At 70.9% G+C, this 16,671-nt stretch carries 15 protein-coding genes; 4 read left to right on the top strand and 11 right to left on the bottom strand.

The window, feature by feature from the left end:
- Positions 1-267 precede the first annotated feature (267 nt).
- Both radA and BLV01_RS03125 read left to right on the top strand, forming a co-directional pair.
- A complete protein-coding gene (gene radA, locus BLV01_RS03130; protein ID WP_091793945.1) occupies positions 268-1,680 on the top strand; it encodes a DNA repair protein RadA in 1,413 nt (470 codons plus the stop codon).
- Between the two features lie 184 nt (positions 1,681-1,864).
- Positions 1,865-3,235, top strand: coding sequence for an NHL repeat-containing protein (locus BLV01_RS03125; RefSeq protein ID WP_091793943.1), 1,371 nt, complete (start codon positions 1,865-1,867; stop codon positions 3,233-3,235).
- Positions 3,236-3,295: 60 nt separating this feature from the next.
- Here the strand turns inward: BLV01_RS03125 and BLV01_RS03120 are convergent, their stop codons facing one another.
- The 5 genes from BLV01_RS03120 to BLV01_RS03100 all read right to left on the bottom strand — a co-directional run bounded on the left by BLV01_RS03120 (position 3,296) and on the right by BLV01_RS03100 (position 5,374).
- Positions 3,296-3,703 (bottom strand): glutaredoxin family protein, encoded by a 408-nt coding sequence (locus BLV01_RS03120; RefSeq protein WP_091793941.1) that lies wholly within the window; start codon positions 3,701-3,703, stop codon positions 3,296-3,298.
- A 97-nt stretch (positions 3,704-3,800) separates the two neighbouring features.
- A complete protein-coding gene (locus BLV01_RS03115; RefSeq protein ID WP_091793939.1) occupies positions 3,801-4,037 on the bottom strand; it encodes a hypothetical protein in 237 nt (78 codons plus the stop codon).
- A gap of 247 nt (positions 4,038-4,284) precedes the next feature.
- A complete protein-coding gene (locus BLV01_RS03110; RefSeq protein ID WP_139178415.1) occupies positions 4,285-4,497 on the bottom strand; it encodes a hypothetical protein in 213 nt (70 codons plus the stop codon).
- Between the two features lie 104 nt (positions 4,498-4,601).
- Positions 4,602-4,826 carry a hypothetical protein gene (locus tag BLV01_RS03105; RefSeq protein WP_139178413.1) on the bottom strand — a complete coding sequence of 75 codons (225 nt, stop codon included), beginning with the start codon at positions 4,824-4,826 and terminating at the stop codon, positions 4,602-4,604.
- A gap of 347 nt (positions 4,827-5,173) precedes the next feature.
- The gene (locus tag BLV01_RS03100; RefSeq protein WP_091793933.1) at positions 5,174-5,374 is read right to left on the bottom strand and encodes a hypothetical protein; all 201 of its coding nucleotides are present in this window, start codon (positions 5,372-5,374) and stop codon (positions 5,174-5,176) included.
- A gap of 282 nt (positions 5,375-5,656) precedes the next feature.
- On the opposite strand from BLV01_RS03100, the gene BLV01_RS03095 reads away from it, so the two are divergent.
- Positions 5,657-7,381 (top strand): enoyl-CoA hydratase-related protein, encoded by a 1,725-nt coding sequence (locus BLV01_RS03095; RefSeq protein ID WP_217633430.1) that lies wholly within the window; start codon positions 5,657-5,659, stop codon positions 7,379-7,381.
- Between the two features lie 240 nt (positions 7,382-7,621).
- Here the strand turns inward: BLV01_RS03095 and BLV01_RS03090 are convergent, their stop codons facing one another.
- From BLV01_RS03090 to ccsA, 6 genes are all read right to left on the bottom strand, one after another.
- Positions 7,622-9,211, bottom strand: a complete 1,590-nt coding sequence (locus BLV01_RS03090; RefSeq protein WP_091793931.1) for a DHA2 family efflux MFS transporter permease subunit — start codon at positions 9,209-9,211, stop codon at positions 7,622-7,624.
- 382 nt (positions 9,212-9,593) lie between these two features.
- Positions 9,594-10,790 carry an HlyD/EmrA/EmrK family protein gene (locus tag BLV01_RS03085; protein WP_091793929.1) on the bottom strand — a complete coding sequence of 399 codons (1,197 nt, stop codon included), beginning with the start codon at positions 10,788-10,790 and terminating at the stop codon, positions 9,594-9,596.
- Positions 10,787-12,307 carry an efflux transporter outer membrane subunit gene (locus BLV01_RS03080; protein ID WP_091793927.1) on the bottom strand — a complete coding sequence of 507 codons (1,521 nt, stop codon included), beginning with the start codon at positions 12,305-12,307 and terminating at the stop codon, positions 10,787-10,789. The genes BLV01_RS03085 and BLV01_RS03080 overlap by 4 nt, the downstream gene beginning before the upstream one ends.
- A 3-nt stretch (positions 12,308-12,310) precedes the next feature.
- Complete coding sequence (locus BLV01_RS03075) at positions 12,311-12,769, bottom strand: MarR family winged helix-turn-helix transcriptional regulator (RefSeq protein ID WP_091793925.1); 459 nt, start codon at positions 12,767-12,769, stop codon at positions 12,311-12,313.
- A gap of 304 nt (positions 12,770-13,073) precedes the next feature.
- Complete coding sequence (locus tag BLV01_RS03070; RefSeq protein ID WP_091793923.1) at positions 13,074-13,736, bottom strand: CPBP family intramembrane glutamic endopeptidase; 663 nt, start codon at positions 13,734-13,736, stop codon at positions 13,074-13,076.
- Positions 13,737-13,789: 53 nt separating this feature from the next.
- Positions 13,790-14,581, bottom strand: a complete 792-nt coding sequence (gene ccsA, locus BLV01_RS03065) for a cytochrome C assembly family protein (protein ID WP_091793921.1) — start codon at positions 14,579-14,581, stop codon at positions 13,790-13,792.
- A gap of 320 nt (positions 14,582-14,901) precedes the next feature.
- On the opposite strand from ccsA, the gene ffh reads away from it, so the two are divergent.
- The gene (gene ffh, locus BLV01_RS03060; protein ID WP_091793920.1) at positions 14,902-16,275 is read left to right on the top strand and encodes a signal recognition particle protein; all 1,374 of its coding nucleotides are present in this window, start codon (positions 14,902-14,904) and stop codon (positions 16,273-16,275) included.
- Positions 16,276-16,671: the final 396 nt, after the last annotated feature.

The raw sequence follows: 16,671 nt of genomic DNA, 5'->3' as shown, positions 1-16,671 counted from the left end.
ACCGTTTGACGAGGCCGGCACCGTAGCGCGGTGGCGCGGTCGCGGCTTGCGCCGCTCCTACCGCTCGCCCGGATCGATCCGCCGCCCCTTGTAGGAGCGGCGCAAGCCGCGACCGCGAACCGCCCACCCGCCGCGAACCCCTCCGCAGCCCACCCGCACGTTCGCACCCGCACCCGCACCGCGCGCAGCAACCCGCCGCGCCGCGTCTCGCACGCTGCGACGATCAGCGGCTAAAGTGCCGCTTTACCCGCGCAGTCGCCGTCCGCCATGTCCAAAGCCCCCGCCAAGTCCGCCGCGTCCAAGGCGCGCACCGCCTATGTCTGTTCCGAGTGCGGCGCCGACTACAACAAGTGGCAGGGCCAGTGCGGCGAATGCGGGGCCTGGAACACGCTCAGCGAGTTCGTGGTCGAGCCGGCGGTCAAGGGCGGCGCGCCCAACCTCGCCGCCAGCCGCCGCACCAGTTGGGCCGGGCGCGCCGACGCGCCGGTGGTGACCGCGCTCAAGGACGTCACCCACCAGGAAGAATCGCGCGTCACCACCGGCATCGGCGAGTTCGACCGGGTGCTCGGCGGCGGCCTGGTGCACGGCGCGGTGGTGCTGGTCGGCGGCGATCCGGGCATCGGCAAGTCCACCTTGCTGCTGCAGGCGATCACCCGCATGGCCCAGACCTTGCCGGGGCTGTACGTCACCGGCGAGGAGTCGCTGTCGCAGGTCGCCGGCCGCGGCGCGCGCCTGGGCCTGCCGCTCGACGGCGTGCACGCGCTGGCCGAGACCTGCGTCGAGCGCGTGCTCGAACACGCCTCGAAGATGAAGCCGGCGCTGATCGTCGCCGACTCGGTCCAGACCCTGTGGACCGAACAGCTCGGCGCCGCGCCCGGTTCGGTCAGCCAGGTGCGCGAGAGCGCGGCGCGGCTGGTGCGCTACGCCAAGGAAACCGGCACCTCGGTGTTCCTGGTCGGCCATGTCACCAAGGAAGGCGGCATCGCCGGCCCGCGCGTGCTCGAGCACATGGTCGACGCGGTGCTGTACTTCGAAGGCGAAAGCGGCAGCCGTTTCCGGGTGCTGCGCGCGTTCAAGAACCGTTTCGGCGCGGTCAACGAACTGGGCGTGTTCGCGATGAGCGACAAGGGCCTGCGCGAAGTGCCCAACCCGTCGGCGATCTTCCTGTCCGGCAGCCGCAGCCCGCAGCCCGGCAGCTGCGTGATGGTGACCCGCGAAGGCACCCGCCCGCTGCTGGTGGAAGTGCAGGCGCTGGTGGATTCCTCGCCGCTGTCGAACCCGCGCCGGGTCGCGGTCGGCATGGAGCAGAACCGCCTGGCGATGCTGCTGGCGGTGCTGCACCGCCACGGCGGCATCGCGGTCGGCGACCAGGACGTGTTCGTCAACGTGGTCGGCGGCATCCGCGTGCAGGAAACCGCGGTCGACCTGCCGCTGCTGCTGGCGGTGCTGTCCTCGCTGCGCGACCAGTCGCTGGCCGAGCAGACCGTGGCCTTCGGCGAGGTCGGCCTGTCCGGCGAGATCCGGCCGGTGCCCAACGGCGAGGATCGTTTGAAGGAGGCCGCCACCCACGGCTTCAAGCGCGCGATCGTGCCCAAGGGCAACGCGCCGCGCGGCGGCCGGGTCGGGGAGATGGAAGTGGTCGCGGTGGAGCGGCTGGCCGAGGCCATCGACGCGATCTGAGCCGCGCCGGCGCCGGCGATGCGCGCGCGCCTGGCGCGCGTCGCCCGTCCGCGCCCGTTCGCGTTCGCGCGCCGCCGCGGCATCGAGGTTCCGCGCCTGCGTTCGCAGTTCGCGCAGGCGCCGTGGCGATACTGGTGCGGCGACGCTTACGTCGCTTCGACACCTCATCGCAAAGGACGCACGCATGAACTCCCGCATCGCAGTATCCGCCGCGCTCATCGCCGTCGCCGGCGCGGCCCAGGCGCAATCGCCGGTCGTGGAATGGACCTCGCCGCGCCTGGACGGCAGCACCAACCGGCACAGCTCGTGCTGCGATCCGGTGGAGCGCAACGCCATGGCCAGCGACGCCGCCGGCAACGTCTACATCGTCGGCTACCGGCCGCTCGGCCCGGCCACGGTGTGGACCGTCAACAAGCTCTCGCCCAGCGGCGAACTGCTCTGGCAGGCCAGCAACAACGGGCCTGAGCGGCGCTTCGACTACGCTTACGCGGTGGCGGTCGATCCCAACGGCGATCCGGTGGTGACCGGCGCCTCGTCGCAGGGCGGCTGGCCGACCTTCCTGACCATCAAGTTTTCCGGCGCCGACGGCCGCCCGTTGTGGGAGCGGCGCTGGCGCGACGTGGAGGGCGGGTTCGGCGCCGCGCTGGCGATCGACGCGGCCGGCGACGTGGTGGTGATCGGCACCGCGCTCAAGCGCCAGATCGGCACGGATTACGCCACGGTCAAGTACCGCGGCAGCGACGGCCAGCAGCTGTGGGCCAGCACTTACGGGCGGATCGTCAACGAATCCGACGAGCCGGCCGCCGTGGCCCTGGACCGCCACGGCAACGTCTTCGTCACCGGCGCGTCGGGCAGCTCGCAGTTCAGCCACTTCGCGACCGTCAAGTACGACGGCGCTACCGGCGCGCAGCAGTGGGTCGCGCTGTACGCGCCGATGCTGTGGGGGCGGTCGGTGGCGCACTTCGGCCTCGACATCGCCGTCAACAGCCAGGGCGATCCGGTGGTGACCGGCGATTCCTTCGGCGAGCGGTTCCAGGACTTCGCCACGATCAAGTACGACGGCGCCACCGGCGCGCAGCGCTGGGTCGCGCGCTTCGACGCGGGAATCTCGCGCGCCGACCAGCCCAAGGCCCTGGCGATCGACGCCAACGACGATATCTACGTCGCCGGCGCCAGTTGGTGGAACACGCCCGCGGCCGACTGGCGGATGGCGACGGTCAAGTATTCCGGGGTCGACGGCAGCGAAGTGTGGCGCGCGATCAGCCAGTCGCCGTGGGCGGTCAAGGAAAGCGCCTACGCCATCGTCCTGGGCGCGGCGGGGGTGCAGGTGGCCGGTTGGGCGGCCGGCGCCGACGGCAAGTACTTCCCGGCGGCGATCGCTTACTCGCCGGCGACCGGCGCGCAGTGGTGGGCTGCGCCGTTCGCACAACCGAGCTCGGACAACACCGCGACGGTCGCGCTGGTCCCATCCGGCGACGGCGCGCTCTACCTGGGCGTCAAGCACTACAACGCGAGCGACGCGTTTTTCGTCAAACGCCTGCGGCCGGCGCCGTAAGCCGTCGGCCCGGGCGCCGGGCGCAGCCGGCAGCGGCCATCGCCGCTGCCGGTTCGGGGCTCAGGCCTTCTTGCCGTGCTTGTCGATCAGCTCGGCCAGCTTGGCCTCGTCGTAACCGCGCATGCTCTGGTCGCCGATGTAGATCACCGGCACGCTGTTGATCTTGAGCCCGTCGGCTTCCTTGCGCGCGGCTTCGTCCTTGTCGATCACCCGCTCCACATAGCGCACGTTGTGCTTGTCCAGCAGTTCCTTGGCCTTGTGGCAGAACGGGCAGGTCGACAGCGAGTACAGCACGATGTCGCCGCCGGCCTTGGCGTAGATGGCCGAGTAGTCGCCCTGGACGATCTCCACGCCCTTGCCGCCGCCGCCGAGCAGTCCGGTGTTGCGGACCAGGTAACCGGCGCCAACGCCCAGGCCCAGGGCCAGGGCGACGACCAGGATGGTGGTCAGGATCGACTTGAAATTCATTCCTTGTCCTCGGTGGATCGTGGTGGTGGTGTGCGGCGGATGCCGCGATGGGAAACGGGCGCGGGAGTCGCAAACCCGCCGGCGCCGCGACGCGGCCTCAGGCGCGGCAGCCGCAGGCGTTGACGCAGCGCAGGCGTTCGCGGCCGCACTGCGCGGGCGTGCCGCCGTCTTCGCGGCACAGCTGCGCGCGCGCGTTGCAGTCGTCCCAGCACAGCGCGCACTGCTCCGGGGTCAGCCCGGCGAACGCGCTCAGCGAGAAGGCCAGGCCGAAGCAGAACGCCAGGCCGGCGAGGCGACGGGCCGCGGGTGCGCGGCGCAAGACGGCGGTCGGCATCGCTGTTCCTCCTTGTGCCCGTGGGTGGGCGCTGTGGCGTTATATCACCGCGCCGCACGCGTTCCACGTCCCGACGCCGCGGCGGATGTGATGCGGGTGGCGGAAAAGGCGTGAGCCCTGTCGATTCCGACAGGCGCCGCCGCCGCCCACGGCGGGGACGGCGGCGCCGGTCGCGCGCGTTACGCTGCGCTGCGGCAAAGCTTTGCGCGGCCAGCGCCCGGGGGCGCAGGCCGCGCGGCGCTTGCGATCAGTTGGTGCAGGCGCTGCGGCAGTCGCGGATCGCGCACATCTTCGCCTCGTGCACGCAGGCGGCGGTGGTGCAGTTGGCGCGCATCTGATCGCAGCGGGCCAGGCATTGCTGGCAGGTTTCCGGTGCGGCGGTAACGGAGAAGGCGAGGCCGAAGCCGAAAGCGGCGACGGTGGCGAGCAGGGCCAGACGATTACGCATGCGTTGCAACATGATCCCTCCTGGATCGGTCGGTGGTTGCGGGGGTACGCGCAGGCGCGACCGCGCCGCCGCCGCGGGGGAGCCGCGACGGCCGTCGGGTCGTGCTGCGAATGGAATCAGGGAATCGGGCAGCCGCAGCCGTTGCCGCAGTCCTGGAAGTTTTCCTGGCACTGCGCGGAAGGGTTGCCGGCCTGGCGGCATTCGCGGCGCTCGGCGAAGCAGCGGTCCCAGCAGTCCGAGCAGCCGACGGCGGAAGCGCTGAGCGAGAAAGCCAGGCCGAAGCAGAACGCGAAGCCGGCGAGATAGGCCGCGGATGCGCGGCGTCGAGCGGTGGCGAACATCATGTTCCTCCCTGTGCCCGTCTGTGGGCGCGCTGAAGTTATAGCACCGCTGCGCACGCATTCCATCTCGGCTTGGCATCGTGGATGTGATGCCGGTTGCGGAATTCCTGCGCATGGGCCGCTTTGCGGCGCGGGCCTCGGCGCAGGCCTGCGTTGCGGGCGCGCTCTGCGCTGCGCTGCGGCATGGGTTTTGCGCCGGTGCGGCGCAGCGGCCGCGCCGCTTTCGATGATTCCGAATCCCGAATCCCGAATCCCGAATCCCGAATCCCGAATCCCGAATCCCGAATCCCGAATCCGGCCCGGGCGGACGTTCGCATCCGCCCGGGCCGTCCGCGGCGGCGCTGCGCTCAGACCTGGCAGCCGCAGGCCGCGGTGCAGCGGTTCAACGCGGGCTTGCAGAACATGCCGGTGTTGAGGCACTCCTCGTACTGCACATAACAATCGTCGATGCAGGCCTGGCACTCGTCCTGGGCGAAGGCGCCGAGCGAGAACGCCAGGCCGAAGCAGAACGCGGTGGCGACGACGGTGCGGCGGGCGTGTTTGAACATCGATCTCTCCTTGTGCGGTTGGACGAACGCTCGTCGTGAGCGGTGTTCGGCCGACGCGGGGACGGCCGGTCGCGGTGCGGGCGCGACGGCTGGGGCGAACGCGGTCCGGCGCCGGCGTCGGCCACTGATCGGCGCTTTCGCGACGCTTTTCTGGTGGAACGGCGATGCGCGTCGAAGAAACGCAAGGCCGCTGCGATGCAGCAGGAATTTGTGATCTTTGCTCATGTTTATGAACACGCATTGGCACACATTCGAGCCTTCGTCGTGACAGGGGGATGGACCATGTCGCTGCGCATCGTGTTTCTATGCACTGCGTTCAATGGGCTGGCGCAACGCGCCTGGGCCGAGCTGACCGAGCTGGGGCACGCGGTCGCGGTGCAGGTGGCGTCCGACCCGGACAGCATGCGTGCGGCGGTGGCGCGCGAGCGGCCGCAACTGATCGTCGCGCCGATGCTCAAGTCGGCGATCCCCGACGATATCTGGAGCCGCCATACCTGCCTGATCGTGCACCCCGGCATCGTCGGCGACCGCGGCCCGTCCTCGCTGGACTGGGCGATCCTGGAAGGCGAACACGACTGGGGCGTCACCGTGCTGCAGGCCGCGGCCGAGATGGACGCCGGCGACATCTGGGCCAGCGCCGGCTTCGCCGTGCGCGGCGCGTCCAAGAGCCAGCTCTACCGCCACGAAGTCACCGACGCGGCGGTCCGCGCCTTGCTGCAGGCGGTGGAGCGCTTCGAAGCCGGCGGCTTCGCGCCGCAGCCGCTGGACTACGCCGACCCGGCGGTGCGCGGGCGGCTGCGCCCGAGCATGCGCCCGGGCGACCGCGCGCTGGACTGGGCGATGGACAACGCCGCGCTGCTGGCGCGGGTGCGCTGCGGCGACAGCGCGCCGGGCGCGCGCGGCGAGATCGCCGGGCTGCGCTGCCAGGTGTTCGGCGCCCACGTCGAGCCCTCGCTGCGCGGCCGTCCCGGCGAACTGCTCGGGCGCCGCGAAGGCGCGGTGTGCGTCGCCAGCGCCGACGGCGCGCTGTGGTTGAGCCACCTGCGCGAGAAGGACGGGATCAAGCTGCCGGCGACCCAGGTGTTGGGCGAGGCGCGCCTGCGCGGAGTGCCGGCGCGCGCGCTCAAGCCGGTCACCTCGGTGGCGGGGCGGCGCGACCACGGCTATCGCCAGATCCGTTACCGCGAAGCCGGCGCGGTCGGCTACCTGCATTTCGATTTCTACAACGGCGCGATGTCGACCCAGCAGTGCGACCGCCTGCGCACCGCGTTCCTGCACGCGCGCCAGCGCCCGACCCGGGCGATCGTGCTGATGGGCGGCGACGACATCTGGTCCAACGGCATCCACCTCAACGCCATCGAGGCGGCCGCCGACCCGGCGCTGGAATCGTGGCGCAACATCCTGGCGATGAATGCGCTGGTGCGCGAGATCGTGCTGACCGACTCGCACCGGGTGGTCGCGGCGATGCAGGGCAACGCCGGCGCCGGCGGGGTGATCCTGGCGCTGGCCGCCGATGAGGTCTGGGCGCGGCGCGGGGTGGTCATGAACCCGCACTACAAAGGCATGGGCGGGCTGTACGGTTCGGAATACTGGACCTACCTGCTGCCGCGCCGGGTCGGCGAGACCGCGGCCCAGGAACTGACCGAAGGCCTGCGCCCGATCGGCGCGCCCGCGGCCGAGCGCATCGGCCTGATCGACGCCGCCTTCGGCGCCGGCGGCGCCGACTTCCTCGCCCATGTCGAGCAGCGCGCCGAACGCCTGGCCGAACCCGGCGCCTGCCGCAAGGCGCTGGCGCTCAAGCGCCGCCGCCGCAACGAAGACGAGCGGCGCAAGCCGCTGGAGAGCTACGGCGCGGAAGAACTGGCGCACATGTACCGCAATTTCTTCGGCGGCGACCGCAGCTACCACGAAGCCCGCCGCCGCTTCGTGCGCAAGCACGCCGCGGCCCCGTGCGAAGCCGGCGAAAGCTTCGCCACCGAGCGCGCCGCCGCCCGCATCGACGCATGACCCCGAAGCCCCGGTAGGAGCGGCGCAAGCCGCGACCGCGACACCGCAGCTGCGAGGCAAGCCATGTTTCGCGGTTGCAGCTCGCGCAGCTCCTACAGTCGGATCGCGCCGCGCGTCGGGCTACCGCATGGCCTGCCTGTAGCCGCGGCGCAAGCCGCGACCGCGGCACCGCAGCCGCGAGGCAAACGAAACAGGCCGGGTCGCCCCGGCCTGTTCGATGCATCCGACGATGTCCGGGCCTCAGTGCCCGCCGGCCGCCGCGGCGCCGCCGCCCATCTTGGCCGTGAACGGCGGCTTGGCCATCCACACGAACGCGGTCACCACCACGAACAGGATGCCGATCAGGTACAGCATCTCGTTGAAGCCGATCTGCGCGGCCTGCTGCGAGATCATCTGGTTCAACGCCAGCGCCCCGCGGGTCGGGTCGCCGCGGCCGAGCTGGTCCACGGTCTGCTGGATCTGCGGGTCGTAGGCGCCGATGTGTTCGGTCAGCTGGGCGTGGTGGATGGTGCTGCGCTGGTTCCAGGCCCAGGTGGTCAGCGAGGCGGCGAAGCTGCCGCCGAGGGTTCTGACGAACGTCGCCAGGCCCGAGCCCGCGGCGATCTCGTGCGGCTCCAGGTCCGACAGCAGGATCGTCAGCACCGGCATGAAGAACAGCGCCACGCCCAGGCCCTGCCACAACTGCACCAGGGCGACGTGGTGGAAGTCCACGTCGAGGTTGAAGCCCGAGCGCACGAAGCTGGTCGCGGCCATGACGATGAACGCGCCGGTGGCGACCCAGCGCAGGTCGAAGCGCGCCGCGTACAGGCCCACGAACGGCGTCAGCAGCACCGGCAGGATGCCGATCGGCGCGGTCGCCAGGCCCGCCCAGATCGAGGTGTAGCCCAGGTTGCGTTGCAGCCACAGCGGCACCAGCAGGCCGATGGCGAAGAACGCCGAGTAGGCCAGCACCATCGCGGCGGTGCCGCTGGCGAAGTTGCGGTGGCGGAACAGGCGCAGGTTGACGATCGGGTCGCGCTCGGTCAGTTCCCAGATCACGAACACCGCCAGCGCGATCACCGCGACGATGGTCAGCACGACGATGGTGGTGGAGTTGAACCAGTCCTCGTCGTTGCCCAGGTCGAGCATGATCTGCAGCGCGGCCACGCCGATCACCAGCATCGCCAGGCCCATGTAGTCCATCTTCGGGTTGTCCAGCCGCTCCGGGCGGCCGCGCAACTGGTTGCCGACCACGATGCTGGCGAAGATGCCGATCGGCACGTTGATGAAGAAGATCCACTCCCAACTGTAGTTGTCGGTGATCCAGCCGCCGAGGATCGGCCCGGCGATCGGCGCGACCACGGTCACCATCGCCAGCAGCGCGATGGCCTGTCCGCGTTTGTGCGGTGGATAGATCGAGATCAGCAGCGCCTGGGTGACCGGATACATCGGCCCGGCGACGAAGCCCTGCAGCGCGCGCGCGGCCACCAGCAGGCCCATGCTGTTGGCCAGGCCGCACAGGAAGGACGCGATCACGAACAGCAGCGTCGCCCACATGAACAGCTTGCGTTCGCCGAACTTGCGCGTGAAGAAACCGGTCAGCGGCAGCGCGATGGCGTTGCTGACGGCGAACGAGGTGATGACCCAGGTGGCCTGGTTGGCGCTGCCGCCGAGGTTGCCGGAGATGGTCGGCAGCGAGACGTTGGCGATGGTGGTGTCGAGCACCTGCATGAACGACGCCAGGGCCAGGCCCAGCGTGGTCAGCGCCATGTTCGGCGGCTTGAAGGCGGCTTGCGGCTGCGCGGGCGCGGCGGGGCCGGCGGGTCCAGCGTTGGCGGTGGTGGCGGACATGGAACGTGCCTGTTGAGTCGGGGGCCTGATCGCTCAGGACGGGCCGCGTGGGGGCGCGGGGCCGCGAATCGGGGTAGTGCGGTGGCGTGCGCGATCGGTACAGGCCGATCCTTCCGCCGCGTCGTTCCGGCTTCCGCCGGAATGACGGCGCTGGAGGTTTGCGGCGACGCAACCGTGCACGAATCGCACGGATCGGTTCGTTCGCAATAAAAAGGAAGCGCAGGCGAGAACGACGTGGGGGAGGTGCTCGCCTGCGCCTTGCGGCGGCGGAACGCGTTCGTTTCGATCCCGATGCGGGGGGATGGGACATCGGCCGATGCGAACGCGGCCCGCGCCGCAATGCGGCCGGACGCGCGCAGTGCGCGTCCGGCCGCTTCCATGCTCAGCCGTGCTGCACGCCCGGCAGGTTCTCGCGCACGATCTTGTCGATCATCGCGTCGGCGTCGTGCAGCTGCTTGGCGTAGGCGTCGGTGCTCAGCACCGGCTTGGCCGGCGGCGCGGAGGCCAGCACCGCGCCGTTGCGGTCGCGGATGCCGACGTCGACGTGCATGCTCAGGCCCAGGCGCAGCGGGTGTTCGGCCAGTTGCTTGGGCTCGATCTCGATGCGCACCGGCACGCGCTGGATGATCTTGATCCAGTTGCCGCTGGCGTTCTGCGCCGGCAGCAGCGAGAACGCGCTGCCGGTGCCCAGGCCCAGGCTCACGACCTTGCCGTCGTAGCGCACGTCGGAGCCGTACAGGTCCGAATGCAGTTCGACCGGCTGGCCGATGCGCATGTTGGCCAGCTGGGTTTCCTTGAAGTTGGCGTCCACCCACACTTCGTTGAGCGGGATGATCGTCATCAGCGCCGTGCCCGGCGCGACGCGCTGGCCCAGCTGCACGTTGCGCTTGCCGACGTAGCCGTTGACCGGCGCGACGATGGCCGAGCGCTGCAGGTTCAGATAGGCCTGGCGCAGCTGCGCGGCGGCCGCGGCGACCTGCGGCTGGCGGGCGATGGTGGTGGCGTCGACCAGCGCGCGGTTGCGCGCCAGGGTGCCGCGCGAGGACGACAGCCCCGCTTCGGCCGAAGCCAGTTCGTCGCGGGCGTGGGCCAGTTCCTCGGCCGAGACCGCGCCGCTGGCGACCAGGCCTTCGCGCCGCTTGACGTCGGCGCGGGCCTTCTGCACCGCCACTTCGCGCGCCGACAGGTCGGCCTGGCCGGCGTCGACCGCGCTGAACAGACCGCGCACCTGGCGCACGGTGTTGGCGAGGTTGGCCACCGACTGGTCGTAGGCGACCTGGGCGTCGTTGGGATCGAGCTGCACCAGCACCTGGCCGGCGGCGACCTTCATGCCGTCGTCGGCGCCGATGCTGACCACGGTGCCCTGCACCTGCGGGGTGATGTTGACGACGTTGCCCTGCACGTAGGCATCGTCGGTGTCCTGGTGCCAGCGCAGCACCAGCATGTAGTACAGGGTCCAGGCGACCGCGGCGACCGCGACCACGGTGAACAGGATCAGCAGCGCCTTGCGGCGCTTGCCGTTCTTCGGCGGCGCGGCCGGCGCCGCCGCGGCGGCATTGGGATTGATTTCGGTCGTCATGGCGTGGGGGCCTTGGCAATAGCGTTGTTATCGGAAGATGCGTCGGGGACCGTCGCGGCCACCGGGTCGGGCGGGCTCAACTGCAGGCCGCCGCCGAGCGCGCGATCCAGGTCGATCCGCGCGGCCAGGCGCTGCGCGCGCAGCGTGGCCAGTTGCTGGTCGAGCTGCAGCAGCGGGCGTTGCGCGGTCAGCACGTCGATCTGGGTGCCCAGGCCGGCGCGGTAGCGGCTGCTGGCGATCTGCCAGGCCTGTTGCGCGGCGTCGCGCGCCTGCTGCGCCGAGGCCAACTGGCCGTCGAGCGAACGCGAGGACTGCACCGCGTCGGCGACTTCGCGCAGCGCGCCGATCAGGCTCTGGTTGTAGTTGGCCACGGCCAGGTCGTAGTCGGCGTCGCTGCCGGCCAGTTCGTTGCGCAGCCGGCCGCCGTCGAAGATCGGCATGCTGATCGCCGGGCCGCCCTGGTACAGGCGCGCCTGGCTGGTGAACAGGTCCGACAGATGCGCGGTGGCCAGGCCGACGATCGCGCTGAGGTTCACGGTCGGGTAGAAGTCGGCCTTGGCGGCCTTGATCCCGTGCGAGGAGGCTTCCACGCGCCAGCGCGCGGCGACCACGTCCGGGCGATGGCCGAGCAGTTCGCTCGGCAGCACGTCGGGCACGCCGGCGGCGTTGCCGGCCAGCAGGGTCGGGCGGGCGATGTCCAGGCCGCGGTCCGGGCCCTTGCCCAGCAGCGCGGCGAGCGCGTTGCGGGCGGCGTCGATCTGCTGCTGCGCGGCCTGGATCTGCTGGTCGGCGCTGGCGCTGGCGCTCTGCGCGTTGCGGATCTGCAGTTGGTTGTCGAGGCCGGCCTTGACCCGCTGCTGGCCGAGACCGAGCAACTGGTCCGAGCGCTTTTTCTCCGACTTGGCCACGTCCTGGGCCTCGAAGGCCTGGGCCAGCGAAACGTAGCTGCGGGCGATGTTCGACGACAGGGTCAGGCGCGCGGCCTGGGCTTCGACTTCGGCCGCGCGCGACTGGCCCAGCGCGGCCTGCCAGCGCGCGCGCTTGCCGCCCCACAGGTCGGGCGAATACTTGAAGCTCAGCATCAGCACGTCGGCGCCGAGGTACTTGCCGCCGATCGGGTCCGGCGCCAGCGTTTCGGGCAGGTGCGCGCCGGAGTACTGGGCGCTGCCGCCGAGGGTCGGCTTGCGCGCCGCGTCGGCGAGGCCGGCCTGGGCCACCGCCTGGCGCACGCGCGCGTCGGCCGCGTCCAGGCTCGGCGAACCGGCCAGGGCTTCGTCGATGAGGCGGTCGAGTTGCGCGTCGCCGAACGCGGTCCACCAGTCGCGCTGCGGGAACGCGGCGGCGGACAGGTCGGCGACGGCGAGGCTGCGCTTGGCGTCGAGGCTGTCGGCGTCGAGCGCGCGGCCCGAGGGCTGCAGGCCGCGGGTGCTGGCGCAACCGGCGAGTATCAGCGCCGCGGCCAGCGGCGTGAGCACGTAAAGCAGCCCGCGGCGCGGGCGAGGGTCGTGGGCGGACATGGCTCAGGAACCGGAGAGGGAGAGGTTGTCGCGGACCTGTTCGAGCAGGCGGTAGAGCTGTTCGCGGTCGGAATCGCTGAGCCCGGCCATCGCGCGCTCGCGCACGCGGCGGCCGCACTGGTCGATGTCGGCCCAGATCGCGGCGCCGGCTTCGGTCAGGTGGATGTTCAGCGCCCGGCGGTCGTCGGGATCGGCGACGCGCGCGACCAGGCCGCGGCTCTCGAGCTTGTCGAGCAGGCGGGTCATGGCGCCCGGATTGAGCTGGGCCGCTCGCGCCAGTTCGGTGACCCCGGCGGTGCCGATGGCCAACTCCTTGAGGGTGATGAACTGGCTGAAGGTCAGATCGTGGCCTGCCTGGGCCAGCTCGCGCTCCATCTGCGCCCACATCGCGTCGCGCACTTGGCGGAACAGCAGGCCGAGGTTGGAGGTGGAGCAGGGCTGGGTGGGGGTCGGGGTCGTCATGGCGCGGCATAGTGCTCGCCCGCGCAATAGTTGTCAATGCAAATATTGAGCTGACAATAGCCCCGTTCAGCAAGTACCGACCGAGCGTGCTTAATACGCTTCGCCTCGATCTTATTTTGTAAGTTATTGATAAATAATGATGTTTATCCGGAGGGCGCGACTGTGACGCAGGCGGTCGAATACTCACCGCACGCTGCCCGGGACGATTTGGTGCGCCGCAACAGGCCAAAGACGGCCAAGCCGGCGACGAACGGCGCGGGCCCGGCGGGCGGGCAGCGGGCCGATGGCGCCCGGCGCCAGGGGGTCAGCGCGAGAACAGCGCCAGCGCGTCCAGCGCGATGTGCGCCACCACCAGCGGCCATAGCCGGCCGCTGACCGAGTACAGCCAGGCGAAGGCCAGGCCCATCGGCACCATGATCGCGCCGGCCTCGCCCTGATAGAGGTGGTAACTGGCGCGGATCGCGGTGCTCAGGTGGATCGCGGTCCACATCGACGGCCGCTCGCGCAGGGCCGAGACCAGGTAGCCGCAGACCAGGGCTTCCTCGAAGAATCCGTTCACGGCCGAGGCGGCGAGCATCAGCCGCCAGTCCAGGTCGGGCGCGACGCGCACAGAATCGTCGGCGTCGACCGGCAACAGCCCGATCAACGCGGCTGCGGCGTGGAGCAGCGAGAACCCGATCAAGGTCGCGGCGGCGAGCCCCAGCCCCTGCGGCAGGTCGCGCCAGCCCGGCGCGGGCCCGAGCCGCGCCCAGGTCCAGCCGCGCACGCGCAAGAAGGCGCCGATGATCGCCACCGTCGCCAGTTGCGTGCCCATCAGCCCGCTCAGGCTGGCGTTGTCGAACACCGCAGTCAGCGCTTGCGGCGACAGCGCCATGCTCAGGCTCTGGCAGATCGGCCAGCCGAAGGCCAGGGCCAGCACGCCGACGAATTCGCTGCGGTTCGACAGCGACTTGATCCAGTCGAGCATCGTGCCTTCCTTGCGCCGGCCGGGCCGGCCGCCCCCGATTCGATCCGCGCCGGTCAGACCCGCCGCAACACCAGTTCCAGCACGAACTTGCTGCCGAAGAACGCCAGCACCAGCAGCGCCATCGCCGCCAGGGTCCAGCGCACCGCGACCACGCCGCGCCAGCCGTAGCGCCAGCGCCCCAGCAGCAGCCCGCCGAAGGCCAGCCACGACAGCACGCTGAGCACGGTCTTGTGCACCAGGTGCTGGGCCAGCAGGTTCTCCACGAACAGCACGCCGGTCAGCAAGGTCGCGGTGAGCAGGACGAAGCCGACCGCGATGGTGCGGAACAGCAGGCTTTCCAGCTCGACCAGCGGCGGCAGCGCGCGCAGCCAGCCGTGGAACTCGCGCCGGCGCAGCGCGCGTTCCTGCAGCCACAGCATCATCGCGAACAGCGCCGCCACCGCCAGGGTGGCGTAGGCCAGCAGCGCCATCCACGCGTGCAGCTGCAGGCGCCAGTCCAGCGGCTCGGGGTGCTGGACGTGGCCGTAGAGCTGGTAGGCCAGCAGCATCAGCGCCGACAGCGGGAACACCACCACGCCCAGCGCGGCCATGCGCCCGGCCGCGCCGACGATGGCGGTCAGGATCGACATCCCCAGCCCGACCAGCGACAGCGCGGCGAAGAAGTGCAGGTCGGCGCCGCCGGCGCCGCGCCAGGCCATCAGGTGGGCCAGTCCGTGCAGCAGCACCGCCAGGTTGGCCGGCAGCAGCCAGCCGCGCGCGCCGCGGCCGCCGTCGCGGCGCACCGCCGAGACCAGCAGACCGGTCGCGCTCAGGTACAGGGCGATGGCGATGAGAACGATTGTCATCGACGCAGTGTGGCATAGCGCTGCGGCGATCCGTAGCGGCAAACGGCGCGCGCAGCGGGGCGGAACGCCGCGGCCGCCGGCGGCGGACGGTTCCGGCGGGACGGCGGCGTGCAGAAGCGCGGAGGCCGCGACGACGCCCGGCGCCGCCGAGCGCAGTGCCGCCGCGCAACGGCGGAACCCAGCGGCGCCCGCGCGCGACCGCCAGGACGAGACGGCGGTGGGGATGGCCTATACTGCCCGCCCTCTGTTGTCCTGCCCCGTTCGGCAAGGCGCGCGGGCCCGTTCCCGGCCGCGCCGGCCCCGCATTCCAGGTAAGCGCCATGTTCGAATCCCTGACCCAACGCCTCTCCGGCACCATCGAGCGCCTGCGCGGCCGCGGCCGCCTGACCGAGGAAAACATCCGCGAAGCCACCCGCGAGGTGCGCATCGCCCTGTTGGAGGCCGACGTCGCCCTGCCGGTGGTGCAGGCCCTGATCGAGCGCATCAAGGTGCGCGCGGTCGGCCAGGAAGTGATCAAGTCGCTGACCCCGGGCCAGGCCCTGATCAAGGTCGTGCGCGACGAGCTGACCGCGGTGATGGGTTCGCAGGCCGCCGACCTCAACCTCAACGTGCCGGCGCCGGCGGTGATCCTGATGGCCGGCCTGCAGGGCGCGGGCAAGACCACCACGGTCGGCAAGCTCGCCAAGCACCTGAAGGAACGGCGCAAGAAGAAGGTGATGGTGGTCTCCGCCGACATCTACCGCCCGGCGGCGATCGAGCAGCTCAAGCAGTTGGCCGAGCAGGTCGACGTGTTGTTCTTCCCCTCGTCCGCGTCGCAGAAGCCCGAAGAGATCGTGCGCGCGGCCATCGTCGATGCGCGCAAGTCCTTCGTCGACGTGCTGCTGGTCGACACCGCCGGCCGCCTCGCCATCGACGAGGCGATGATGAGCGAGATCAAGGCGCTGCACGCCGCGGTCGCGCCGGTGGAAACCCTGTTCGTGGTCGACTCGATGACCGGCCAGGACGCCGCGACCACGGCCAAGGCCTTCAGCGAAGCGCTGCCGCTGACCGGCGTGGTGCTGACCAAGACCGACGGCGACGCCCGCGGCGGCGCCGCGCTGTCGGTGCGCTACATCACCGGCAAGCCGATCAAGTTCATCGGCGTGGGCGAGAAGCCCGACGGCCTGGACGTGTTCCACCCCGACCGCGTCGCCAGCCGCATCCTCGACATGGGCGACGTGCTGTCGCTGGTCGAGCAGGTCGAGCAGCAGGTCGACAAGGACAAGGCGCAGAAGCTCGCCGAGAAGGTCGCCAAGGGCAAGAAGTTCGACCTCAACGACATGAAGGACCAACTCGAGCAGATGCAGAACATGGGCGGCCTGAGCGGGCTCATGGACAAGCTGCCGGGCATGGGCCAGATCCCGGACAACGTCAAGAGCCAGATCACCGGCAAGGAAGTGCCGCGGATGGTCGCGATCATCAACTCGATGACCAAGAAGGAGCGGCGCAACCCGGGCCTGCTCAACGGCTCGCGCCGCGCGCGCATCGCCAAGGGCGCCGGCCTGACCCCGGCCGACGTCAACAAGCTGATGAAGCAGTACCAGCAGATGGAGAAGATGATGAGCAAGCTCTCCGGCGGCGGCATGAAGGGCTTGATGCGCGGCATGCGCGGGATGATGGGCGGCGGCGGCCGCGGCGGCCTGCCGTTCCGCTGACCGCACGCGCTGCGCTGCGATTCGCGCCACGACGGCGGCCTGCGGGCCGCCGTCGTCGTTTAGGCTCCCGCGCAGCCCCGTACCGCCTCGTGTAGGAGCGGCGCAAGCCGCGCCGCGCCACTACAACGACGACGCCACCGTCGATTCCTTGGCCGCCGCGTCCGCCGCGACACGACGCGCGGCGCGCAGCGCCCACGCCGGATCGCTCCACGCAAGCCTCCCGTCGCGCGCATCGCGACGCGAGCTTCCCGCGCATCGCCGACCGAAGGCCCGCGCCGTTCTCTTCGCGCGAGATGCCCGCGCGCCAGACTTTCACCGCACCACGGCAAGCGCATCGGGCAACGCGCCGTCGCATCGCATCGCAGCGAGCGCGATGCGGCGGCGCCCGCGCTCGAT

It is taken from the genome of Lysobacter sp. yr284, from assembly GCF_900107375.1.
Classification (GTDB): Bacteria; Pseudomonadota; Gammaproteobacteria; order Xanthomonadales; family Xanthomonadaceae; genus Lysobacter.
This window is presented reverse-complemented; position numbering and strand designations above follow the sequence as displayed.

What these genes read in the sequence shown, in the direction of transcription:
- BLV01_RS03115 (WP_091793939.1), bottom strand. Translation starts at nt 4,037, where the DNA reads ATGCCGACCGCCGTCTTGCGCCGCGCACCCGCGGCCCGTCGCCTCGCC.
- BLV01_RS03125 (WP_091793943.1), top strand. Translation starts at nt 1,865, where the DNA reads ATGAACTCCCGCATCGCAGTATCCGCCGCGCTCATCGCCGTCGCCGGC.
- BLV01_RS03070 (WP_091793923.1), bottom strand. Translation starts at nt 13,736, where the DNA reads ATGCTCGACTGGATCAAGTCGCTGTCGAACCGCAGCGAATTCGTCGGC.
- BLV01_RS03095 (WP_217633430.1), top strand. Translation starts at nt 5,657, where the DNA reads ATGTCGCTGCGCATCGTGTTTCTATGCACTGCGTTCAATGGGCTGGCG.
- BLV01_RS03090 (WP_091793931.1), bottom strand. Translation starts at nt 9,211, where the DNA reads ATGTCCGCCACCACCGCCAACGCTGGACCCGCCGGCCCCGCCGCGCCC.
- BLV01_RS03110 (WP_139178415.1), bottom strand. Translation starts at nt 4,497, where the DNA reads ATGTTGCAACGCATGCGTAATCGTCTGGCCCTGCTCGCCACCGTCGCC.
- radA (WP_091793945.1), top strand. Translation starts at nt 268, where the DNA reads ATGTCCAAAGCCCCCGCCAAGTCCGCCGCGTCCAAGGCGCGCACCGCC.
- BLV01_RS03080 (WP_091793927.1), bottom strand. Translation starts at nt 12,307, where the DNA reads ATGTCCGCCCACGACCCTCGCCCGCGCCGCGGGCTGCTTTACGTGCTC.
- ffh (WP_091793920.1), top strand. Translation starts at nt 14,902, where the DNA reads ATGTTCGAATCCCTGACCCAACGCCTCTCCGGCACCATCGAGCGCCTG.
- BLV01_RS03105 (WP_139178413.1), bottom strand. Translation starts at nt 4,826, where the DNA reads ATGTTCGCCACCGCTCGACGCCGCGCATCCGCGGCCTATCTCGCCGGC.
- BLV01_RS03100 (WP_091793933.1), bottom strand. Translation starts at nt 5,374, where the DNA reads ATGTTCAAACACGCCCGCCGCACCGTCGTCGCCACCGCGTTCTGCTTC.
- BLV01_RS03120 (WP_091793941.1), bottom strand. Translation starts at nt 3,703, where the DNA reads ATGAATTTCAAGTCGATCCTGACCACCATCCTGGTCGTCGCCCTGGCC.
- BLV01_RS03085 (WP_091793929.1), bottom strand. Translation starts at nt 10,790, where the DNA reads ATGACGACCGAAATCAATCCCAATGCCGCCGCGGCGGCGCCGGCCGCG.
- ccsA (WP_091793921.1), bottom strand. Translation starts at nt 14,581, where the DNA reads ATGACAATCGTTCTCATCGCCATCGCCCTGTACCTGAGCGCGACCGGT.
- BLV01_RS03075 (WP_091793925.1), bottom strand. Translation starts at nt 12,769, where the DNA reads ATGACGACCCCGACCCCCACCCAGCCCTGCTCCACCTCCAACCTCGGC.